This is a genomic window from Pseudomonas sp. H9 (assembly GCF_004353925.1).
GTDB lineage: Bacteria > Pseudomonadota > Gammaproteobacteria > Pseudomonadales > Pseudomonadaceae > Aquipseudomonas.
Genome location: NZ_SMOK01000021.1, coordinates 1 through 22,750 on the forward strand (window position 1 = coordinate 1; position 22,750 = coordinate 22,750).

Annotated in this window: 20 protein-coding genes; 14 read left to right on the plus strand and 6 right to left on the minus strand. The window is 59.3% G+C overall.

The features are described from left to right. Nucleotides 1-148, plus strand: a 148-nt coding sequence (locus E1573_RS16190; protein ID WP_165957342.1) for an integrase core domain-containing protein, incomplete at its 5' end; no start/stop codon positions are given. A 59-nt stretch (nt 149-207) separates the two neighbouring features. Here E1573_RS16190 and grxD read toward each other — a convergent pair. Together grxD and E1573_RS16200 are read right to left on the minus strand one after the other, a co-directional pair. Beyond that, on the minus strand, nt 208-543 hold the full coding sequence (gene grxD, locus E1573_RS16195; RefSeq protein WP_045197731.1) for a Grx4 family monothiol glutaredoxin: 336 nt from the start codon (nt 541-543) through the stop codon (nt 208-210). Nucleotides 544-635: 92 nt separating this feature from the next. After that, nucleotides 636-2,744, minus strand: coding sequence for a molybdopterin oxidoreductase family protein (locus E1573_RS16200; protein ID WP_133215725.1), 2,109 nt, complete (start codon nt 2,742-2,744; stop codon nt 636-638). Nucleotides 2,745-3,110: 366 nt separating this feature from the next. Between E1573_RS16200 and argF the strand changes: the two genes are divergently transcribed. Both argF and E1573_RS16210 read left to right on the plus strand, forming a co-directional pair. Further along, nucleotides 3,111-4,031 (plus strand): ornithine carbamoyltransferase, encoded by a 921-nt coding sequence (gene argF / locus E1573_RS16205; RefSeq protein ID WP_133215468.1) that lies wholly within the window; start codon nt 3,111-3,113, stop codon nt 4,029-4,031. Beyond that, entirely contained in the window at nt 4,028-5,137 is a 1,110-nt protein-coding gene (locus tag E1573_RS16210) for an ABC transporter ATP-binding protein (protein ID WP_133215470.1), read from the plus strand. The genes argF and E1573_RS16210 overlap by 4 nt, the downstream gene beginning before the upstream one ends. A 67-nt stretch (nt 5,138-5,204) precedes the next feature. Here the strand turns inward: E1573_RS16210 and E1573_RS16215 are convergent, their stop codons facing one another. Continuing rightward, complete coding sequence (locus tag E1573_RS16215) at nt 5,205-5,984, minus strand: PhzF family phenazine biosynthesis protein (RefSeq protein WP_133215472.1); 780 nt, start codon at nt 5,982-5,984, stop codon at nt 5,205-5,207. Nucleotides 5,985-6,077: 93 nt separating this feature from the next. Further along, complete coding sequence (ybaK, locus tag E1573_RS16220; RefSeq protein ID WP_133215474.1) at nt 6,078-6,548, minus strand: Cys-tRNA(Pro) deacylase; 471 nt, start codon at nt 6,546-6,548, stop codon at nt 6,078-6,080. A gap of 327 nt (nt 6,549-6,875) precedes the next feature. Between ybaK and E1573_RS16225 the strand changes: the two genes are divergently transcribed. The 11 genes from E1573_RS16225 to E1573_RS16275 all read left to right on the plus strand — a co-directional run bounded on the left by E1573_RS16225 (nt 6,876) and on the right by E1573_RS16275 (nt 19,086). After that, on the plus strand, nt 6,876-7,727 hold the full coding sequence (locus tag E1573_RS16225) for an MIP/aquaporin family protein (RefSeq protein ID WP_133215476.1): 852 nt from the start codon (nt 6,876-6,878) through the stop codon (nt 7,725-7,727). A 66-nt stretch (nt 7,728-7,793) separates the two neighbouring features. Then, nucleotides 7,794-9,293, plus strand: coding sequence for a glycerol kinase GlpK (glpK, locus tag E1573_RS16230; RefSeq protein WP_133215478.1), 1,500 nt, complete (start codon nt 7,794-7,796; stop codon nt 9,291-9,293). Nucleotides 9,294-9,440: 147 nt separating this feature from the next. Then, the gene (locus E1573_RS16235) at nt 9,441-10,196 is read left to right on the plus strand and encodes a DeoR/GlpR family transcriptional regulator (RefSeq protein ID WP_133215480.1); all 756 of its coding nucleotides are present in this window, start codon (nt 9,441-9,443) and stop codon (nt 10,194-10,196) included. A gap of 183 nt (nt 10,197-10,379) precedes the next feature. After that, entirely contained in the window at nt 10,380-11,906 is a 1,527-nt protein-coding gene (gene glpD, locus E1573_RS16240) for a glycerol-3-phosphate dehydrogenase (RefSeq protein ID WP_133215482.1), read from the plus strand. Nucleotides 11,907-12,252: 346 nt separating this feature from the next. Continuing rightward, nucleotides 12,253-13,185, plus strand: coding sequence for a glutamate/aspartate ABC transporter substrate-binding protein (locus E1573_RS16245; RefSeq protein WP_133215484.1), 933 nt, complete (start codon nt 12,253-12,255; stop codon nt 13,183-13,185). A 99-nt stretch (nt 13,186-13,284) separates the two neighbouring features. Further along, entirely contained in the window at nt 13,285-14,031 is a 747-nt protein-coding gene (locus E1573_RS16250) for an amino acid ABC transporter permease (RefSeq protein ID WP_133215486.1), read from the plus strand. After that, nucleotides 14,028-14,696 carry an amino acid ABC transporter permease gene (locus E1573_RS16255; RefSeq protein WP_165957343.1) on the plus strand — a complete coding sequence of 223 codons (669 nt, stop codon included), beginning with the start codon at nt 14,028-14,030 and terminating at the stop codon, nt 14,694-14,696. Before E1573_RS16250 ends, E1573_RS16255 begins: the two co-directional genes overlap by 4 nt. Beyond that, on the plus strand, nt 14,693-15,427 hold the full coding sequence (locus tag E1573_RS16260) for an amino acid ABC transporter ATP-binding protein (RefSeq protein ID WP_133215490.1): 735 nt from the start codon (nt 14,693-14,695) through the stop codon (nt 15,425-15,427). Before E1573_RS16255 ends, E1573_RS16260 begins: the two co-directional genes overlap by 4 nt. Nucleotides 15,428-15,496: 69 nt before the next feature. After that, nucleotides 15,497-17,404, plus strand: a complete 1,908-nt coding sequence (locus tag E1573_RS16265) for an ATP-binding protein (protein ID WP_133215492.1) — start codon at nt 15,497-15,499, stop codon at nt 17,402-17,404. Then, nucleotides 17,401-18,726 carry a sigma-54 dependent transcriptional regulator gene (locus E1573_RS16270; RefSeq protein ID WP_133215494.1) on the plus strand — a complete coding sequence of 442 codons (1,326 nt, stop codon included), beginning with the start codon at nt 17,401-17,403 and terminating at the stop codon, nt 18,724-18,726. Before E1573_RS16265 ends, E1573_RS16270 begins: the two co-directional genes overlap by 4 nt. 33 nt (nt 18,727-18,759) lie before the next feature. Beyond that, nucleotides 18,760-19,086 (plus strand): GlpM family protein, encoded by a 327-nt coding sequence (locus E1573_RS16275; protein WP_165957344.1) that lies wholly within the window; start codon nt 18,760-18,762, stop codon nt 19,084-19,086. 85 nt (nt 19,087-19,171) lie between these two features. Here E1573_RS16275 and E1573_RS16280 read toward each other — a convergent pair whose 3' ends face one another. Then, the gene (locus E1573_RS16280) at nt 19,172-20,164 is read right to left on the minus strand and encodes an alpha/beta fold hydrolase (RefSeq protein ID WP_133215498.1); all 993 of its coding nucleotides are present in this window, start codon (nt 20,162-20,164) and stop codon (nt 19,172-19,174) included. Nucleotides 20,165-20,334: 170 nt separating this feature from the next. Beyond that, on the minus strand, nt 20,335-22,647 hold the full coding sequence (metE, locus tag E1573_RS16285) for a 5-methyltetrahydropteroyltriglutamate--homocysteine S-methyltransferase (protein ID WP_133215500.1): 2,313 nt from the start codon (nt 22,645-22,647) through the stop codon (nt 20,335-20,337). Between the last annotated feature and the right edge of the window lie 103 nt (nt 22,648-22,750).

Below are 22,750 nucleotides of genomic sequence, written 5' to 3' on the forward strand. Positions count from 1 at the left end.
CCTCAAGATGGAGCTGCTGTTGAGCAGCCCTGAAGATCTTGAGCAAGCAAGGCAGATGGTTGACGAGGCAGTGCAGATATACAACACAGAACGGCCCCATATGGCCCTGAAAAACAAAACGCCCGATGCTGTGCATCGGGCGTTTTGAGGCCTATCGGCCTACCTGAACAGGTGTAAACCTATTTCAGGACTAGACACAAACCTGTGTCAGGCTTTGGCAGCCTCAGCCTTGGCTGCAGCGTCCTTGATCAGGGTCTGCAGTTCGCCGTTGGCAAACATTTCAGCCATGATGTCAGAACCGCCAACCAACTCACCAGCAACCCACAGCTGTGGGAAGGTCGGCCAGTTGGCATACTTTGGCAGGTTGGCACGGATTTCCGGATTTTGCAGGATATCCACGTAAGCGAATTTCTCGCCACAACCCATTACGGCTTGCGCCGCCTTGGCCGAAAAACCGCACTGCGGGGCATTCGGCGAGCCTTTCATGTAAAGCAGAATGGTGTTGTTGGCAATCTGCTCTTTGATTGTTTCGATGATATCCATGAAGCACCTCGCGGCTGAACTTTCCGACCTGGTTGTCGGCACGGTGACGCATTGTATCGGAAAGCCGAGCGCGGTGCTCGGCCTTGCCGATATCAGGCGGCAACCACGTGCACCGGCACTCCGTTAAGCGCGGCGTTGCCCGACACGGCATCCCGGTAGCGCTCGTCGGTCAAGTCATTGGCACTGGCACCCGGCTGATTGCTGGCGATCTCCATGCGCACACCCGCCCGGGCATGGCCGAAGCCATGGGGCAGACTGACAACGCCCGGCATCATGTCGCTGCAGGCCTGCACTTCCACTTCAATGCTGCCAACCCGCGAACTGACCCTGACCCGCTGGCCATCCTGCAATTGCCGCCCGTTAAGATCATCCGGGTGCATCAGTAACTGATGCCGTGGCTTGCCCTTCACCAAACGGTGATAGTTATGCATCCAGGAATTATTGCTACGCACATGTCGGCGCCCGATCAGCAGCAGTTGCTCATCCCCGACTGGTTGCTGGGCAGCAAAACGCTGCAAGTCATCAAGGATCACTGCGGGTGCTGCCTGGATACGCTGATTAGCCGTCTTCAGACGCGCGGCCAGATTGGGCTGTAACGGCCCCAAGTCAACGCCGTGGGGATGCTGCACCAGCGTCTCTATCGACAGATTGAATGGTGACTGCGCCCCGTAACGCCCCTGGCGCAAGCCGATATCGATCATCTGCGCGGGCGCCAAGGTGGGTTTCAACGGCTTGTCGCTCAGTGCGGCGAACGCTTTGGCCAGGCCCACGAAGATTTCCCAGTCATGCAGGGCACCTTGTGGCTTGGGCAGAATCGCTCGATTGAATCGGCTGACATTGCGTACGGCCAGCAGGTTGAAGGTGGTGTCGTAGTGATCGTTCTCCAACGCCGAAGTGGACGGCAGGATCAGGTCTGCATAGCGCGTGGTTTCATTGATGTAGAGGTCGATGCTCAGCATGAACTCCAGCCCTTCCAGTGCCCGCTCCAGCTGGCGCCCGTTGGGCGTCGACAAAACCGGGTTGCCGGCCACAGTCACCAGTGCACGCACCTGCCCTTCCCCCTCACAGAGCATTTCTTCGGCCAGCGCTGCCACCGGCAGCTCGCCGCCGTACTCCGGCAAGCCGGATACCCGGCTTTGCCACGCATTGAAATGGCCACCTGAAGTGCTTGCGACCAGGTCCACAGCCGGCTCGGTACACAAAGCGCCTCCCACCCGGTCAAGGTTTCCACTCACCAGGTTGATCACTTGCACCAGCCAGTGGCAAAGCGTGCCGAACGCTTGGGTAGAAACGCCCATACGGCCATAGCACACCGCTTTGTCGGCGGCCGCGAAGTCTCGCGCCAACTGCCGGATGACCAATGCCTCCACGCCACACAGTGGCGCCATTGCCTCAGCGGTGAACGACGCAATGGCCGTACGTACCTCGTCAAGGCCATCGACCGGCAAGGCCGAGGTACGCGTAAGGCCTTCATCAAACAAGGTGTTGAGCAGGCCGCACAGCAGCGCGGCATCGCCGCCCGGGCGGACAAAGACATGCTGGTCCGCCATGGCGGCAGTTTCGCTACGCCGCGGATCGACCACCACCAGCTTGCCGCCCCTGGCCTGAATGGCCTTGAGGCGCTTCTCGACATCGGGCACGGTCATGATGCTGCCATTGGACGCCAAGGGGTTGGCGCCGAGGATCAGCATGAAATCGGTGTGATCGATGTCTGGAATCGGCAACAGCAAACCATGGCCATACATCAGGTAGCTGGTCAGGTGCTGGGGCAGTTGGTCAACCGACGTGGCGGAAAACCGATTACGAGTTTTAAGCAGGCCGAGAAAGTAGTTGCTGTGGGTCATCAACCCGTAGTTGTGCACGCTGGGATTGCCTTGATAAACCGCCACGGCGTTCTGCCCATGGGCCTGCTGGATGGCCCAGAGCTTGCGCGCCGCCAGTTCGAAGGCTTCGTCCCAACCGATCGCCTGCCACTGGTTGCCGACCCGTTTGTGCGGCGCACGCAAGCGGTCAGGATCATTCTGGATATCTTGCAGTGCAACGGCCTTGGGGCAGATGTGACCACGGCTGAAACTGTCTTGAGGGTCGCCCTTGATCGAACTGATCTGTGGCGCCGCACCTGGTGCCTGGGTGGTTTCGATGGTCAAGCCACAAATGGCTTCGCACAGATGACAGGCACGGTGATGCAAAATCTTGTTAATGACCACCTCTTTCGGGTGTCTGCTGATCCCACTGACTATGGGCCTGCGCGGGCATCACGGCCAGCGAGTTTTACGCGGTGAATCTCGCCCTATCAGGCGCAACGATTCGCTCCAGTGTTTGCAAAGCCCCGAGCGGGCAGTGTAAAACCCTTGTGCAGCAAACAAAAAAATCAGCCCGCCAATGGGTTACGCCACTGCCCGCCCCGCAGACAGTGAACGCCCCACTTGGTATGACGCGACATTTAATTATAGTATTGCGTCTTCCCTTATTTCGTCGCCCCGTGCGGCTTTCGCCGCAGGTCACTTCCGTTGTTTCTGAAAACCGGCATTGTTGATCTGCGGTCTGTTGCAAAAAGGTAGTCAAACATGAGCGCTAGGCACTTTCTCTCCCTGATGGATTTCACACCCGACGAACTGCTGAGTGTGATCCGTCGAGGCATCGAGCTGAAGGACCTGCGTAACCGCGGCGTACTGTTCGAACCCCTGAAAAACCGCGTACTGGGGATGATCTTCGAAAAATCCTCGACCCGTACCCGGCTGTCGTTCGAAGCCGGCATGATTCAGCTCGGCGGCCAGGCGATTTTCCTGTCCCCGCGCGACACTCAGCTGGGCCGCGGTGAGCCGATTGGTGACTGCGCGATTGTTATGTCGCGCATGCTCGATGCGGTGATGATCCGTACCTTCGCCCACAACACCCTCACCGAGTTTGCCGCCAACTCCCGCGTCCCGGTGATCAACGGCCTGTCGGACGACCTGCACCCGTGCCAGTTGCTGGCCGACATGCAAACCTTCCTTGAGCATCGCGGCTCAATCCAGGGCAAAACCGTGGCCTGGATCGGTGATGGCAACAACATGTGCAACAGCTATATAGAAGCGGCGATCCAGTTCGACTTCCAACTGCGCATTGCCTGCCCGGCCGAATATGAGCCCAGCCCGCAGTTCCTGGCCAATGCCGGTGACCGTGTACAAATCTTCCGCGAACCCAAGGATGCTGTGCAGGGCGCGCACCTGGTGAGCACCGATGTCTGGACTTCCATGGGCCAGGAGGAGGAAACTGCACGGCGTCTGGCATTGTTCGCGCCTTACCAGGTAACCCGCGAACTGCTCGACCTGGCAGCACCCGATGCCCTGTTCATGCACTGCCTGCCCGCCCACCGTGGCGAGGAGATCAGCCTGGACCTGCTCGACGACCCACGCTCGGTCGCCTGGGACCAAGCTGAAAACCGTTTGCATGCACAGAAGGCGCTTCTCGAATTTCTTGTTGAACCGGCCTACCACCACGCATGAGTCAACCTTTACTGCTTAACCTGCGCAACCTCGCCTGCGGCTATGGCGAGCAACGCATCGTCCAGAACCTCAACCTGCACCTCAACGCCGGCGACATCGGCTGCCTGTTGGGCTCCTCGGGTTGCGGCAAGACCACCACCCTTCGTGCCATCGCCGGCTTTGAACCGGTGCACGAAGGCGAGATTCAACTGGCGGGCGAAGTCATCTCCAAGGCAGGGTTCACCCTTGCCCCGGAGAAGCGCAGGATCGGCATGGTGTTTCAAGACTATGCATTGTTCCCGCACTTGACCGTTGCCGAAAACATCGCTTTCGGAATTGGCAAGCACCCACAACAGCAACAGGTTGTGAACGAAATGCTGGAGTTGGTGAAGCTTGGCGGGCTCGGCAAACGCTACCCGCACGAACTCTCCGGCGGCCAGCAACAACGCGTGGCCCTGGCCCGAGCCCTGGCCCCCGAACCACAGTTGCTGCTGCTCGACGAGCCGTTCTCCAACCTCGATGTGGAACTGCGCCGACGCCTCAGCCATGAGGTGCGCGATATCCTCAAGAGCCGTGGTACCAGCGCCATTCTGGTTACACACGACCAGGAAGAAGCCTTCGCGGTGAGTGATCATGTGGGCGTTTTCAAGGAAGGTCGCCTGGAGCAGTGGGACACCCCCTACAACCTCTATCACGAGCCCCTCACCCCGTTCGTTGCCAGCTTTATTGGCCAGGGCTATTTTATTCGCGGCCAGCTGACCAGCCCGGAGTCGGTACAAACCGAGCTGGGCGAACTACGCGGCAACCGCGCCTATAGCTTTACCCCTGGCAGCGCGGTCGATGTGCTGTTGCGTCCGGATGACATCATTCATGCACCGCACAGTGCTCTCAAAGCGCTGATCACCGGCAAGAGCTTCCTGGGCGCATCGACGCTCTATCGCTTGCAATTGCCGACCGGTAGCCAGCTCGAAGCGATCTTCCCGAGCCATATCGACCATCAGGTCGGGGCTGAGGTTGGGGTTGAAGTGGCTGCCGATCATCTGGTGCTGTTTGCGGTGCCAGGCAGTGTTGCAGCGCAATTGCCAGTGCCGGAGAACGGTGTTCGCCGATATAGCTCGGCAGTTTGATTGCAATGATCGCGGGGCAAGCCCGCTCCCACAGACACTTGTGGGAGCGGGCTTGCCCCGCGATTGTTTACAGGTGCAGCGTACCGCTCGCCACCCGCCGGGCATAACCGCCGATCTTCACCCGCTCCCCTTCCAGGCGACAGAACAGCTCGCCACCCCGACTCGAACACTGGAAAGCACGGAGTTCTGTTTTATCCAGACGCCCAGCCCAATAGGGAATCAGGCAGCAGTGGGTTGATCCGGTCACCGGATCCTCTGGAATGCCAATCCCCGGTGCAAAGTAGCGTGAGACAAAGTCGTGCGTTTCGCCTCGTGCAGTGACAATCACGCCCAGGCCGGGCAATTGCGCCACTTCCGCCATGTTCGGCACGCAATCGCGCACTGCTTGCTCCGACTCCAGCACCACCAGCAATTCCTTGGTCTGCAACACTTCCACCACCGGGCAGCCCAACGCTTGCGCTACAGGCAGCTGCTCGCGTAGCGGCTGCGGGTCAATACGGGGGAAATCCAGCAATAAGCGCCCGTCTTCACGACTGACGCTCAAGGGGCCGGACTTGCTCTGGAACGCCAAGCGCTCACCTGGCACGTTGTAAACCTCAAACAGCACATGAGCACTGGCCAGGGTCGCGTGGCCACACAAGGGCACTTCCGTGGTGGGGGTGAACCAGCGGATTTGCCACTGCTCACCGTCGGGCACCACGAAAGCTGTTTCCGCCAGATTGTGTTCAGCGGCGATCTGCTGCATCAGCTCTTCACTGAGCCAGCGATCAAGGCGGTAGACCATGGCCGGGTTGCCGGCAAAGGGACGTTCACTAAACGCATCGACCTGATGAAATTCCAGCTGCATGCGGCGACTCTCTCTGTTTTTGGACCGTGAGCATGCCCGTTACAGAGCCTCGGCTAATAGAGACAGAGTCGCAGGATTTTGAGCATACAGATGTCAGTCGCGGGCAATCGGGGCAAATGTGGCCTGGGTGTGTTCAGCCAGCACCGCTGCTGCCAGTTCCACTTCCAGGCCTCGACGGCCAGCGCTCACAAAAATGGTTTCAAAATTTTGAGCAGACTGGTCGATAAAGGTGCGCAAACGCTTCTTTTGCCCCAGCGGACTGATGCCACCCAGCAGGTAACCGGTTGAGCGTTGCGCTGCGGCCGGGTCCGCCATTTCGCACTTCTTCACGCCGGCCGCGTGGGCGAGACCCTTCAGATCCAGACTACCGATTACCGGTACCACTGCGACCAGCAACTCACCCTTCTCGCTGCTGGCGAGCAGTGTCTTGAACACCCGCACCGGCTCAAGATCGAGCTTTTCAGCCGCTTCTAGCCCGTACGACGCCGCCTTGGGGTCGTGTTCATAACTGTGGATGCGATGTTCAGCGCGAACTTTCTTCAGCAAATCCAGGGCGGGGGTCATGCAGGACTCCATGCGAGGGTATCGGTACTTTTTCGTTCGCTACTGTAGGCCAAATCCATTAGCCCAACCACCGATGCCCGGCTCCGCATTACACGCAACCGTTTGCGTCTATGGATTACCATAGCCCCGGCCAATAGTCAGAATGTGGACCTCCGTTCACTTTCGACCTTTGACATAAGCGTTTCTTGTCTATATTTTTTCGAATCTGAATACGCAGATGCTCTATTAAGGTGCATTTTTGCAGCCCGCCCGACCGAAATGGGGATTTCTGTCGGGCTTTTGTCGAGCGCTCACTGCGCCTCACAACAACAAAAACCGAGGTAACGAATGACGACAGCTCTACGACAGCCAACCCTGTCCAGCCAATGCATGGCCGAATTTCTCGGCACCGCCCTGTTGATATTCTTCGGCACCGGCTGCGTAGCCGCGCTCAAAGTCGCGGGCGCCAGCTTCGGCTTGTGGGAAATCAGCATTATCTGGGGCGTCGGCGTGAGCATGGCGATCTACCTGACCGCCGGAGTTTCCGGCGCGCATCTGAATCCGGCCGTCAGTATTGCCCTGTGGTTATTCGCCGGATTCGAGAAGCACAAACTACCGTTCTACATCGTGGCCCAGATCGCCGGGGCATTCTGCGGCGCCGCGCTGGTCTACACGCTGTACAGCAACCTGTTCTTCGATTACGAACAAGCACACGAGATGATTCGCGGCAGCCAGGCCAGCCTTGAGCTGGCCTCGGTATTTTCCACCTACCCGCACCCTGCCCTGTCCACGGGTCAGGCATTCCTGGTAGAGGTGATCATCACCGCTGTGCTGATGGCAGTAATCATGGCCCTGACCGACGACAACAACGGCTTGCCTCGCGGCGCCATGGCCCCGCTGCTGATCGGCCTGCTGATCGCCGTGATTGGCAGCGCCATGGGCCCGCTGACTGGCTTTGCCATGAACCCGGCGCGTGACCTGGGGCCCAAGTTGATGGCCTTCCTCGCCGGCTGGGGTGAAATCGCTTTTACCGGCGGCCGTGACATTCCGTATTTCCTGATTCCCATTTTTGCGCCGATCATAGGGGCGAGCCTTGGTGCCGCCCTGTACCGCGGTGTGATTGCCCGCAACCTGCCGGTTGCCGAGAGCGAGCACACCCAGACCGATGCCAATCCTCAGGGCAAGACCCAGGCGTCCTGACGCCCGTTCGGCGAGCCAAGCTCGCCCTGCCCTGATAACTACCCAATTGAGTGCAAGGCCAACGACATGACAGACACCCAGAACAAGAACTACATCATTGCCCTGGACCAGGGCACGACCAGTTCACGGGCTATCATTTTCGACCGCGATGCCAACGTGGTAGGCACCTCGCAGCGCGAATTCGCACAGCATTACCCACAAGCCGGCTGGGTCGAGCACGACCCCATGGAAATCTTCGCAACCCAAAGCGCGACCATGGTAGAAGCCCTGGCACAGGCCGGCCTGAGCCACGACCAGGTGGCAGCCATTGGCATCACCAACCAACGTGAAACCACAGTAGTCTGGGACAAAGAAACCGGCCGCCCGGTGTACAACGCCATCGTCTGGCAGTGCCGTCGCAGCACCGAGATCTGCGAGCAGCTCAAGCGCGATGGCCTCCAGGACTACATCCGCGAAACCACCGGCCTGGTCACCGACCCCTACTTCTCCGGCACCAAGCTCAAGTGGATTCTCGACAACGTCGAAGGTGCTCGCGAGCGCGCCGAACGTGGCGACCTGCTGTTTGGCACGGTCGACAGCTGGCTGATCTGGAAATTCTCCGGCGGCAAGGTGCATGTCACCGACTACACCAACGCATCACGCACCATGCTCTTCAACATCCACACCCTAGAGTGGGATGAGAAGATGCTTGAGGTGCTGAACATTCCACGGCAGATGCTGCCGCAAGTTCGCAGCTCGTCAGAAGTGTATGGTCACACCAAAAGCGGTATCGCCATCGCCGGTATCGCTGGCGATCAGCAAGCGGCGCTGTTCGGCCAGATGTGCGTGGAGCCCGGCCAGGCCAAAAACACCTATGGCACTGGCTGCTTCTTGCTGATGAACACCGGTGACAAGGCCGTCAAATCTTCTCACGGCCTGCTTACCACTATCGCCTGTGGCCCACGCGGCGAAGTCGCTTATGCGCTGGAAGGCGCGGTATTCAACGGTGGTTCTACCGTGCAATGGCTGCGTGACGAACTGAAAATCGTCAATGACGCCCACGACACCGAGTATTTCGCAACCAAGGTAAAAGACAGCAACGGCGTGTACCTGGTACCGGCATTCACTGGCCTCGGCGCCCCCTACTGGGACCCGTACGCCCGTGGTGCGTTGTTTGGCCTGACCCGTGGGGTCAAGGTCGATCACATCATCCGCGCGGCGCTGGAATCCATTGCCTATCAGACCCGCGACGTGCTCGATGCCATGCAGCAGGATTGCGGCCAGCGCCTGAGCGAACTGCGCGTTGACGGTGGCGCGGTCGCTAACAACTTCCTCATGCAGTTCCAGGCCGACATCCTCGGCACCTGCGTAGAACGTCCGCAAATGCGCGAGACCACCGCGTTGGGCGCAGCTTACCTGGCGGGCCTGGCGTGCGGTTTCTGGAGCGGTCTGGATGAACTGCGCGGCAAGGCAATCATCGAGCGCGAGTTCAGCCCGCAGTTGGATGAAGCCCAGAAAGAGACGCTCTATGCTGGTTGGTTGAAGGCGGTTGATCGCACCCGCGATTGGGAGCCGCACGAAGAGTAAGATTTTCGCGGGGCAAGCCCGCTCCCACCAGGATTACAGCACCCCTGTGGGAGCGGGCTTGCCCCGCGATCGCTTCACTCGGCTGGCTGTCAGGCAATTCCTCCGGCATCATGGCGCAATTTGCCCGGCAGCCCCAAAGGACCGCCCATGAACCTGCCCCCTCGCCAACAACAAATCCTCGAACTGGTCCGTGAACGCGGCTACGTCAGTATCGATGAAATGGCGCAGTTATTTGTTGTCACCCCGCAAACCATTCGCCGCGACATCAACCAGCTGGCCGAAGTGAATCTGCTGCGCCGCTATCACGGTGGCGCCGCCTACGACTCCAGCATCGAGAACACCGCGTATGCCATGCGCGCCGATCAGATGCGCGACGAAAAACAGCGCATCGCCGAAGCCATCGCCGCGCAGATTCCCGATCACGCCTCGCTGTTCATCAATATCGGCACCACCACCGAATCCATCGCCCGCGCTCTGCTCAACCACAACCACTTGAAGATCATCACCAACAACTTGCACGTGGCCTCGATCCTCAGCGCCAAGGATGACTTCGAAGTGCTGTTGGCCGGTGGCAATGTGCGTCGTGATGGTGGTGTGGTTGGCCAGGCCAGCGTCGATTTCATCAACCAGTTCAAGGTCGACTTTGCCCTGGTCGGTATCAGCGGCATCGACGAAGACGGCAGCCTGCTCGATTTCGATTATCAGGAAGTGCGAGTCTCCCAGGCGATCATCGCCAATGCGCGCCAGGTGATCCTCGCCGCCGACTCCAGCAAGTTCGGGCGCAACGCCATGGTGCGCCTGGGCTCGATCAGCCTGATCGATTGCCTGGTGACCGACCAGGCACCCGTACCCGCCCTCAGCCAATTACTCAGTCAGTACAAGATTCGCCTCGAAGTGGTCTGAGGCGCATTCAGCTGCCACCGCAAGGGTGGCAGCGAAAATGTTCATTATTTTTCATTTAATTATCATCTGATCAGTATTTTCTATGGAAAGCGACTGGCAGGCAGCATTCTGTTGCGCTAATATTTTCGAAAATGAACATTGATGTTCAAATTCGATATTAGAAAGTAGTTGAGGAAGCCGCCCGTGCCGCAATCCAGCTTGTCATCGCCCCCCCTTGCCGATCTCTATGACCTCGCCATCATCGGCGGTGGTATCAATGGCGTGGGCATCGCTGCCGACGCGGCTGGGCGTGGCCTGTCGGTGTTCCTCTGCGAAAAAGACGACCTGGCCAGCCACACTTCTTCAGCCAGCAGCAAGCTGATTCACGGCGGCCTGCGCTACCTGGAACACTACGAGTTCCGCCTGGTGCGCGAGGCACTGGCCGAGCGTGAAGTGCTTTTGGCCAAGGCCCCGCACATCGTCAAGCCGATGCGTTTCGTTTTGCCACATCGCCCTCACCTGCGCCCGGCCTGGATGATCCGCGCCGGCCTGTTCCTTTACGATCATCTGGGCAAACGCGAAAAGCTCGGCGCCTCGCGCAGCTTGCGCTTCGGCCCAGGCAACCCGCTCAAGGCCAGCATTACCCGCGGTTTCGAATACGCCGATTGCGCTGTTGATGACGCGCGCCTGGTGGTGCTCAATGCCATGGCCGCCCGCGAGAACGGCGCGGATATCCGTACCCGTACCCGTTGTGTACGTGCACAACGGGTCGATGGTGTCTGGGATGTGCTGCTGGAATATACTGACGGCAGCCAGCAGTCGATCCGCGCCCGCGCCCTGGTCAACGCCGCCGGCCCATGGGTAGCCAAATTCATTGAGGATGACCTCAAACTCGACGCGCCCTACGGCATTCGCCTGATTCAAGGCAGCCACCTGATCGTGCCGAAACTGTATGACGGCGAGCACGCCTACATCCTGCAGAACGAAGACCAGCGCATTGTCTTCGCCATTCCGTACCTGGAGCGCTTCACCCTGATCGGCACCACTGACCGTGAGTACACCGGCGACCCGGCCAAGGTAGCGATCACTGAGGCCGAAACCGATTACCTGCTCAACGTGGTCAATGCGCATTTCAACCATCAGCTCAGCCGCGCCGATATCCTGCACACCTATGCAGGCGTACGCCCGCTGTGTAACGACGAATCGGATAACCCTTCAGCAGTCACCCGTGATTACACCCTGGCACTGTCGGCCAATAGCGGTGAAGCACCCTTGCTGTCGGTGTTCGGTGGCAAGCTGACCACTTACCGCAAACTGGCTGAGTCGGCCATGTCTGAACTCGCCCCCTTCTTCACCCAGATGCGCAACAGCTGGACTGCCAATGCACCACTGCCGGGGGGCGAAAACATGACCACGCCGCAAGCACTGACGGATGCCATTCTGGCCAAATGCGACTGGCTGCCTGCAGAGATCGCCAAGCGCTGGGCCCTCACCTACGGTAGCCGCGTCTGGCGCTTGCTTGAAGGCGTACAAGGCCCGGCAGATCTGGGTGACGCCATCGGCGGCGGGTTGTTCACCCGCGAGGTGGATTACCTGTGCAGCGAAGAGTGGGCCTTTAGCGCTGACGACATTCTTTGGCGTCGCAGCAAGCTCGGCTTGTTCACTACCGCAGTCGAGCAACAGGCCCTGCGTGACTACCTGCAGCGCCTGGAACTGAACCGGGCGGCCTGACACCACTCTCGGTAGGAGCGGGCTTGCCCCGCGATGCGGTTTATCAGACACACCGCATCGCGGGGCAAGCCCGCTCCCACAGCAAGCCTATTCCTACAGGCGGCATTCGGATTTCCGAATACTACACTTCCTCGCATTCGGCCATCCGGACGAATCCCGCTGTTACTCAAGCGTCAGAAAAGTTTAATCGCCCGATTTTTCAAGGCTTTATGATCAATGTCAGGGCTTGGCATGAGTCATGCTCTACACTCAGTACCCGAATGCGCAAACCGCTTCACTGCAGTGTTCGCTGAACGAAAGAGCCCGCCAACGGCTCCATAAAAAAAACAACGTCGAGGAAATTTTGATGCGTATCGTTCCCCACCTGTTGGGCGCAGCCATCGCGGCCGCTTTGATCAGTTCGCCAGTTGTCGCCGCAGAGCTGACCGGCACCCTGAAGAAAATCAACGACTCGGGCACCATTACCCTGGGGCACCGCGACGCTTCTATCCCGTTCTCTTACATCGCCGACGCTTCGGGTAAACCCGTCGGTTACTCCCATGACATCCAACTGGCAATCGTCGAGGCCCTGAAAAAGGATCTGAACAAGCCAGACCTGAACGTCAAATACAATCTGGTCACCTCCCAGACCCGTATCCCGCTGGTACAAAACGGTACCGTTGACGTTGAGTGTGGTTCGACCACCAACAACGTCGAGCGCCAGCAGCAAGTGGCCTTCTCGGTCGGTATCTTCGAAGTCGGTACCCGTCTGTTGACCAAAGCCCAAGACGGCAAGCCTGAAAACGCCAAGTACAAGGACTTCGCTGACCTGGCAGGCAAGAACGTAGTGACCACCGCAGGCACCACGTCCGAGCGTATCCTCAAGGCGATGAACGCCGACAAACAGATGAAGATGAACGTCATCTCCGCCAAAGACCACGGTGAGTCGTTCCAGATGCTCGAGTCTGGCCGCGCCGTGGCCTTCATGATGGACGACGCGCTGCTGGCGGGTGAAATGGCCAAGGCCAAGGATCCAAAAGGCTGGGCAATTGTCGGTACGCCACAGTCCTACGAAATTTACGGCTGCATGGTCCGCAAGGACGACCCAGCGTTCAAGGCCGCTGTCGACAAGGCCATCGTCGACCTCTACAAGTCGGGCGAGATCAACAAGATCTACGACAAGTGGTTCATGCAACCTGTACCGCCAAAGGGTCTGAACCTGAACTTCCCAATGAGCGACGAGCTCAAGGCGCTGATCGCCACTCCTACCGACAAAGCTGCAGACGAAAAGAAGTCCTGATCCCCAGCTAGTTAGTGTCTAACCTTTCATCCGAGGGCGTTGTGCGCCCTCGGATGCTCGAAGGTGCCCGTGAAACAACTGATCTGAGGGGAAATCCCGATGAATTACAACTGGGACTGGGGCGTTTTCTTCAAGTCCACCGGCATCGGCAACGAGATCTACCTTGACTGGTACATCACCGGCCTGGGCTGGACCATCGCCATTGCCATTGCGGCCTGGATCATTGCATTGCTGCTGGGCTCGGTGCTCGGCGTCATGCGTACGGTGCCGAACCGCCTGGTATCGGGTATCGCCACAGCTTATGTGGAACTGTTTCGTAACGTACCGCTGCTGGTGCAGCTGTTCATCTGGTACTTCCTGGTACCCGACCTGCTGCCTGAAGGCCTGCAGGAATGGTTCAAGCAAGACCTCAACCCAACCACCTCAGCACTGATCAGCGTGGTCATCTGCCTGGGCCTGTTCACTGCCGCACGGGTCTGCGAACAAGTGCGTACCGGTATCCAGGCACTGCCGCGTGGCCAGGAATCGGCCGCCCGCGCCATGGGTTTCAGCCTGCCGCAGATCTACTGGAACGTACTGCTGCCGCAAGCCTACCGGATCATCATTCCGCCACTGACCTCGGAATTCCTGAACGTGTTCAAGAACTCTTCGGTGGCCTCGCTGATCGGCCTGATGGAACTGCTGGCTCAAACCAAACAGACCGCCGAGTTCTCGGCCAACCTGTTTGAAGCCTTCACCCTGGCGACCCTGATCTACTTCACCCTGAACATGGGCCTGATGCTGCTGATGCGCATGGTCGAGAAGAAAGTTGCGGTACCCGGCCTGATCTCCGTGGGGGGCAAATAATGGACTTCAGTGGAATCATTCCCGCCCTGCCGAGCCTGTGGAACGGCATGCTGATGACCCTGCAATTGATGGTCATGGGGGTTGTCGGCGGTATTGTGCTGGGCACCATCCTGGCACTGATGCGCCTGTCGTCGAGCAAGCTGCTGTCGAACTTCGCCGGCGTTTACGTCAACTACTTCCGCTCCATCCCGCTGCTGTTGGTGATCACTTGGTTCTACCTGGCAGTGCCGTTCATCCTGCGCTGGATCACCGGCGAAGATACCCCGGTCGGTGCCTTCACCTCCTGCGTCGTGGCGTTCATGATGTTTGAGGCAGCGTACTTCTGCGAAATCGTCCGCGCTGGCGTGCAGTCGATTTCCAAAGGCCAGATGGGTGCAGCACAAGCGCTGGGCATGACCTACGGGCAAACCATGCGCCTGATCATCCTGCCGCAGGCGTTTCGCAAGATGACCCCGCTGCTGCTGCAGCAGAGCATCATCCTGTTCCAGGACACCTCGCTGGTCTACACCGTCGGCCTGGTGGACTTCCTCAACTCCGCACGCGCCAGCGGCGACATCATCGGACGCTCCAACGAGTTCCTGATTTTCGCCGGCGTCGTGTACTTCCTCGTCAGCTTCTCCGCTTCCTGGCTGGTCAAGCGTCTGCAGAAAAGGATAACCGTATGATTTCCATCAAGAACGTCAACAAGTGGTACGGCGACTTCCAGGTTCTGACCGACTGCAACACCGAGGTCAAGAAAGGTGAAGTGGTTGTGGTCTGCGGCCCGTCCGGCTCGGGCAAATCGACCCTGATCAAGTGCGTCAACGCCCTGGAACCTTTTCAGAAGGGTGACATTGTCGTTGACGGCACCTCGATTGCCGACCCCAAGACCAACCTGCCCAAGCTGCGTTCGCGGGTGGGCATGGTGTTCCAGCATTTTGAACTGTTCCCACACCTGAGCATTACCGAAAACCTGACCATCGCTCAGCGTAAAGTGCTGGGCCGCAGCGAAGCGGAAGCGACCAAAAAGGGCCTGGCCCTGCTCGACCGCGTAGGCCTCAGCGCTCACGCCAAAAAGCACCCGGGGCAACTCTCCGGTGGCCAGCAGCAACGTGTGGCGATTGCCCGTGCCCTGTCGATGGACCCAATCGTCATGCTGTTCGACGAACCGACCTCGGCGCTGGACCCGGAAATGGTCAATGAAGTACTGGACGTGATGGTGGAGCTGGCCCACGAAGGCATGACCATGATGTGTGTAACCCACGAAATGGGCTTTGCCCGCAAGGTTGCCAACCGGGTCATTTTCATGGATCAGGGCAAAATCATTGAAGACTGCCAGAAGGAAGAGTTCTTCGGCGACCCAAGCGCACGCCACGAGCGTACCCAGCACTTCCTCAGCAAAATCCTGCAACACTGAGGTGATGATCAGCAGCCACTGTCCGGCGTCCGCCGGGCATTGGGTGCTGGTCGTACAAAGGCCACTGTGATGAAATGCGATCCCACGCTCTTTCGCCCAGCCAAGCCTGCTCTTGCCGTGAAACCCCGTTTGATTCGCCAGTTGCTGATTCCCCCTTTGATCATTCTGTTAATGATCGGCCTGGGTGTGGCTGCTTTCATGATCAGCGAGCACAACGGCATTCGCACCTTGAGCGAGTCTGGTGAACGTCAGCTTGAGCTGCACGCACGCGGCGTTGAAAGCGAAATCAGTAAGTACACCTACCTGCCCAGCCTGCTGGAGCTGGAAAACAGCGTGTCCAGCTTGCTGACCGAACCCGATGGCGAACATCGCCAAACGGTCAACGAATACCTCGAAGGCCTGAACCGGCGCAGCCGCAGCCGGGCGATCTTCGTGCTCGACACCACCGGCCGCGTCCAGGCCACCAGCAATTGGCGCGACGTCGACAGCTTCCTCGGCGAAGACCTATCATTCCGTGCCTATTTCCAGCACGCCGTGCGCGGCCAACCTGGGCGCTTCTATGGCATCGGCAGCACCACTGGCGAGCCTGGTTACTACTTGGCCCACGGCCTGGAAGAACACGGCAAGATCATTGGTGTAGCGGTGATCAAAGTACGCCTGGAAAACATGGAAGAACGCTGGCAGCGGGCGCGTCTGGAAGCCTTCGTCAGTGACGAAAACGGCATCATCATTCTCTCCAGCGATCCGGCCCGGCGGCTCAAGTCGGTACGCCCGCTAACCCCGGAAATCAAAGAGCGCCTGGCCCGCAGCCTGCAGTACTACTGGTGGCCGCTCAATGAGCTGCAACCCTTGTCGCGGGAAAAAATCGCCGATGGCGTCGAAAAGCTGAGTTTTCCGGCCAATGCGGAACTCGGCGATGGCCGCCTTGAGGTTGCTTACCTGGCCCAGACCCGCCGTCTGAGCGACACGCCCTGGCATTTCACCCTGTTGACGCCGCTGCAGGACCTGCGCCGTGAGTCGATCATCCAGGGCGTACTGGTCGCGTTTGCCTTCGCGTTACTGGCAATTGTGCTAATTGCCTGGAACGAACGACGCAAAGTCATCGCTACACGCCTGGCCGCCCGTGAAGCCCTGGAAGAAGCCAACAGCCAGTTGGAGCGCAAGATCACCGAGCGCACCGCAGACTTGCGCGCCAGCAATGACCGTCTCAAAGGCCAGATCCGTGAGCGCCGACAAGCCGAGCAGACCCTGCGTCAAGCTCAGGACGAGCTGGTTCAGGCCGGAAAACTTGCGGCCATCGGTCAGATGTCGACCAGCATTGCCCATGAGTTGAACCAACCATTGGCCGCGTTGCGTACACTGTCGGGCAATACCGTACGCTTTCTTGAACGTGGCGCTCTTGAAACTGCCACTGCCAACCTGCTCACCATGAACGACCTGATCGACCGCATGGGGCGTATCACCGCCAGCCTGCGTTCGTTTGCCCGACGTGGTGAAGACAGCGGCCAGGCCTCGTTGAGCAAGGCGGTCGAGGCCAGCCTGCAAGTACTGGGGACGCGCATCGCCAGCTGTCACCTGAAGCTGAACCACCAGTTCGATGATCAACAACTGGCAATCGATCAAACCCGTCTGGAGCAGATCCTGGTCAACCTGATCGGCAACGCCCTCGACGCCATGGCAGCACAGCCGCTGCCCGAACTCTGGCTCGAAGGCGAACTGCAAGGCGATAAATACCGCTTGCGAGTGCGTGACAACGGCCACGGCATCGATGACGAAGCACGCAAGCACCTGTTCGAACCTTTCTTCACCACCAAGCCGGGAGAGCACGGCCTGGGTCTGGGCCTGACCCTGTCAGCCAGCCTCGCCGCTGCAGCCAAGGGCAGCCTGAATGTCGAACACCCCGCCAGCGGCGGCACGGCGTTCGTCCTCACTCTGCCGCTGGTCAATGCCCCTAGAGAATCTGCCGAGTGCCTATGAACCAAGCGCCCCTTACTGTCCTGATCGTCGAAGACGACCCGCATGTGTTGCTCGGCTGCCAGCAGGCTCTGGCGCTGGAAGACATTGCCTGCGAAGGTGTCGGCAGCGCCGAAGAAGCCCTGCAGCGCATCGGTGATGATTTCGCCGGGATTGTGGTCAGCGACATTCGCCTGCCCGGCATCGATGGTCTGGAACTGCTGAGCCGCCTCAAGGCCCGTGACAACAGCCTGCCCGTGGTGCTGATCACAGGTCACGGCGACATCGACATGGCCGTTGGCGCGATGCGCAATGGCGCCTACGACTTCATGGAAAAGCCCTTCGCCCCGGAACGTTTGGTCGAAGTTGTGCGCCGAGCCCTGGAGCAACGCGGGCTTTCGCGCGAGGTCTTTGCCCTGCGCCGCCAGCTGGCCGAGCAAAGCACCCTGGAGGGTCGCATCATTGGCCGCTCGCCGGCCATGCAAAACCTGCGTGACCTGATCGCCAACGTCGCCGACACTTCGGCCAACGTTCTGATCGAAGGCGAAACCGGCACCGGTAAAGAGCTGGTTGCTCGCTGCCTGCACGATTTCAGCCGCCGTCAGGGCCAGCCCTTCGTAGCCCTCAACTGCGGCGGCCTGCCAGAGAACTTGTTCGAAAGCGAGATTTTCGGCCACGAGGCCAACGCCTTTACTGGTGCTGGAAAGCGACGCATCGGCAAGATCGAGCATGCCAACGGCGGCACGTTGTTCCTCGACGAAGTCGAAAGCATGCCAATCAACCTGCAAATCAAACTGCTGCGCGTGCTGCAGGAACGGACCCTTGAACGCCTGGGTTCGAACCAGAGCATTCCAGTCGATTGCCGGGTGATCGCTGCCACCAAGTCCGACCTCGACGCCTTGGGCCAGAGCGGCCAGTTTCGCAGTGACTTGTATTACCGCCTCAACGTGGTGACGCTGGAGCTACCACCGCTACGCGAACGCCGTGAAGATATCCTGCAACTGTTCGAACACTTCCTGCAGTTGTCATCATTGCGTTTTGATCGCGAGATCCCGCAACTCGACAGTCAGACGCTGTCGCGCCTGATGGCTCATGACTGGCCGGGCAACGTACGGGAACTGCGCAACGTTGCCGAGCGTTTCGCCTTGGGCTTGCCTGCGTTCAAGAAAGCAGGCGCCAGCGCCAGCCAGGGTCTGGGGTTTTCCGAAGCGGTTGAAGCATTTGAGCGCAACCTGCTCAGCGATGCCCTGCAACGTACCGGCGGCAACCTCAGCCAGGCCAGCCAGGAACTGGGCATGGCCAAGACCACCCTGTTCGACAAAGTCAAAAAATATGGCCTGGGCTGACCGGCCGATGCATCGAGAAAACCTGTGGACCTGATACTCAAAGCCTGCCTGGGCGCAGCCGTGGTGGTGATCCTGGCCGCCCTGGCAAAAACTCGCAATTACTACATCGCCGGGCTGGTCCCGCTGTTTCCGACCTTTGCGCTGATTGCCCACTATATCGTTGGCAAGGGCCGTTCACTGGACGATCTGAAAACCACGATTCTCTTCGGCATGTGGTCGATCATCCCCTACTTCGTTTACCTGGCAGCACTGTATGTGCTGGTCGACCGTATGCGCCTGGAGCTGTCGTTAGCCTTGGCGGCGGTAGCCTGGCTGGCGGCGGCCACGGTGCTGGTGAGTGTGTGGGTGCGGCTGCACTGAACCTCGGTAGGAGCGGGCTTGCCCCGCGATTGCGGTTTATCAGTGAAATCGCAATCGCGGGGCAAGCCCGCTCCTACCGCGCGTGTTAATACACTGCCAGATGGGCATCGGCCAGCCGCTGGGTTTTCAGGTACGGCAGCACCGCCGCCAGTAGCGGCACTTTGAACTGCTCCTGAAAGCGGTGGGCCAGGCCCGGAATCAACTTCAATTGACTGCCCTGGATATGCGCGGCCAGGTGCACGCCATGCATCACCGGTAGCAGCGGATCGGCGGTGCCATGTACCACCAGTGTTGGCAGTCGCAGGTTGTTGAGCAGCTCCACCCGGCTCGGCTCAGCCAGAATGGCCATGATCTGGCGCTTGCCTCCTTCAGGGTTGAAGGCTCTGTCATAGGATTGCGCCGCCTGTTCCAACAGCGCCTGGCGATCATCCTGGACCTGTGGGCTACCCAACGCGGCGAGCAGGTCAGCTTGCTGCTCAATCGCTATTTCGCGGTTCGGCGCCTCGCGCTGTGCCAGCAACTGCACCAAGGCCGGGCTGGGTGCCGGCAAGCCTTGAGCGCCGGAGCTGGACATGATCAACGTCAGGCTCTCGATCCGCTCCGGCGCCATTGCAGCCAAGTGCTGAGCAATCATTCCCCCCATGCTCACACCCACTACATGAAAACGCTGCACACCTAACGTGTCCATCAACTCCAGGCCGTCTTCAGCCATGTCGGTGAGGTGATAAGGCGCAGTGACTGACAGCCCAAGCTTGTAGCGCAACAGTTGATAGGTAAGGTTGGCACTGGCTGGTGCCTGTTTCCAACGGGTCAGGCCAACATCACGGTTGTCGTAGCGAATCACCCGAAATCCTTGCTGGCACAAGGCGGCTACTACCTCGTCCGGCCAGTGGATCAACTGCCCGCCCAAACCCATGACCAGCAACAACACCGGATCCGAGTCACGACCAACACTCTGATAGGCCACGCTCAGCTGCGCCAGGTCGGCATACTCGGTCGCCACATTGACGTCACAACGTGGTGCAGCAAAAGAAGGTAAAGCGCCGATCAGCGCCATAAAAAACAAAAATGCCCGCATGAAAGAAACACCAGAATGCAAATCCCCAGTAGAGCGGGAGTCTGATGACTTTCATGCGGGCGCGCTGCCACAAAACCGTGACCGTTTGATGACAGCCGCTGAATGGGCATTTTCGCGGGGCAAGCCCGCTCCTACGGACATTGCAGGAGCGGGCTTGCCCCGTGACTGCTTCAGGCCAGCTGACTACGCAACTGCCGGGCAGCCGCCACCATATTCACCAACGCTGCTTCAGTTTCCGGCCAGGCCCGGGTCTTCAGGCCGCAGTCGGGATTGACCCACAAACGCTCGGCCGGGATACGCAGGGCCGCCTTGTTCATTAACTTGACCATCTCGGCAGTGTCCGGCACCCGCGGCGAGTGAATGTCGTACACACCCGGGCCAATATCGTTGGGATAGTCGAAGGCTTTGAAAGCCTCCAGCAGCTGCATATCCGAACGCGAGGTTTCGATGGTGATCACGTCGGCATCCATGGCCGCAATGGCTTCGATCACATCGTTGAACTCGCTGTAACACATGTGGGTATGAATCTGCGTTTCATCACGTACGCCACTGGAACACAGGCGGAAAGCTTCCACCGCCCAGTCCAGATACGCTTGCCATTGCGCGCGGCGCAGCGGCAAGCCTTCACGGAACGCGGCTTCATCGATCTGCACGATCTTGATACCGGCTGCTTCCAGGTCTTGGACTTCATCGCGAATGGCCAGTGCCAGTTGCTCGGCCTGAGCCTTGCGCGACAAGTCCTCGCGCGGGAACGACCACATCAGCATGGTCACCGGCCCTGTCAGCATGCCTTTCATGATCTTGTTGGTCTGGCGCTGGGCGTACTCGATCCAGGCCACGGTCATCGGTTGCGAGCGGCTTAGGTCACCGTAGATGATCGCAGGTTTAACGCAGCGCGAACCGTAGCTCTGCACCCAGCCGAATCGGGTAAAGATGTAGCCATCCAGCTGCTCGGCAAAGTACTCGACCATGTCGTTGCGCTCGGCCTCGCCGTGCACCAGCACATCCAGCCCCAGGCGCTCCTGCACCTTCACGGCCTGACGAATCTCACTGTGCATCGCGTCGGTGTAGTCGTTGGCCGAGAGCTTGCCCTGCTTGTATGCCTGACGAGCCAGGCGAATCGCGGAGGTCTGCGGGAACGAACCAATGGTCGTGGTCGGGAACGCCGGTAGTTGCAAGCGCTGACGCTGGGCTTCGATACGTTCAGCAAAAGCAGACTGACGTTGACGGTCGGCAGCGCTGACTGCGGCCAATCGCGCTTGTACTTCAGGCTTGTGGATACGCGGCGACTGTGCACGGCTGAGCTGAACGGCGCGGCTGGCGGCCAGTGCGTTTTGCACAGCGGGCAAATGGGCGCTGTCCAGGGCTTTGGACAGCAGAGCGATTTCTTCGCACTTCTGCACGGCGAACGCCAGCCAGCTTTTCAGTTCAGCATCGAGTTTGTCTTCACGTGCCAGGTCTACCGGGCTGTGCAGCAGCGAGCAGGAGCCGGCAACCCAAAGGTTAGCGCCGAAGCGCTGCTTGGCTTGCTGCAGTTGCTCCAGCGCCTGTTCCAGGTCGCAGCGCCAGACGTTACGACCGTTGACCACCCCCAACGACAGCACCTTGTAGGTGGGCAGACGGTCGAGCACCGCTGGCAATTGCTCCGGGGCACGGACGACGTCGATGTGCAGTCCGTCCACCGGTAGGCCGACAGCCAGGCCGAGGTTGTCTTCCAAGGCACTGAAGTAGGTCGCCACCAGCTTCTTCAACGGCGAATACTGAAGGATGTGGTAGGCACGCTCGAAGGCATTCTTCCAGGCTTGCGGCAGGTCCAGACCGAGAATCGGCTCATCGATCTGCACCCACTCAACGCCCTGACGCGCCAGACGGCTGAGGATTTCGCCGTAAACCGGCAGGAGGCGCTCCAGAAGGTCGAGCTTGTCGAATTCCGCACCTTTGGTTTTGCCGAGCCACAGGTAGGTCAATGGCCCGATCAATACCGGTTTGACCGCGTGGCCCAGGGCCTGGGCTTCGGCGACTTCTTCAAACAACTGCTCCCAGCTCAGCAGAAAGCGCTGGTCAGCGGTGAATTCCGGTACCAGGTAGTGATAGTTGGTATCAAACCACTTGGTGAGCTCTTGCGCGTATTGCGCCTGGCCATGCTCACCACCGCAGCAACTGCTGGTCGCGCCGCGGGCCATGGCGAACAAGGTATCAAGGGTTGGCAGGCCGTTGTCGCCCAAGGTATTGGCGAAACGCTCAGGGATGGCACCGAAGGCCAACGAATGGCTCAACACCTGGTCGTACCAGGCAAAGTCACCGACCGGCAGCAATTGAATACCTGCGTCCTTTTGCACCTGCCAGTGACGCGCACGCAACTCACGCCCCACCGCCTGCAAACCGGCCTGGTCGATATCGCCTTTCCAGTAGGCTTCTTGCGCTTTTTTCAGCTCGCGGTCAGCGCCGATGCGCGGAAAACCAAGGTTGTGGGCCAGTGCCATGACAATCGTGCTCCCTATAAAAGATGGCGCTATTGTCGACAGGCAGGGCAACATGAGACAAACTCAATAAATTCGTGTTCATCTCAAAAAAGTTTCATGGAGT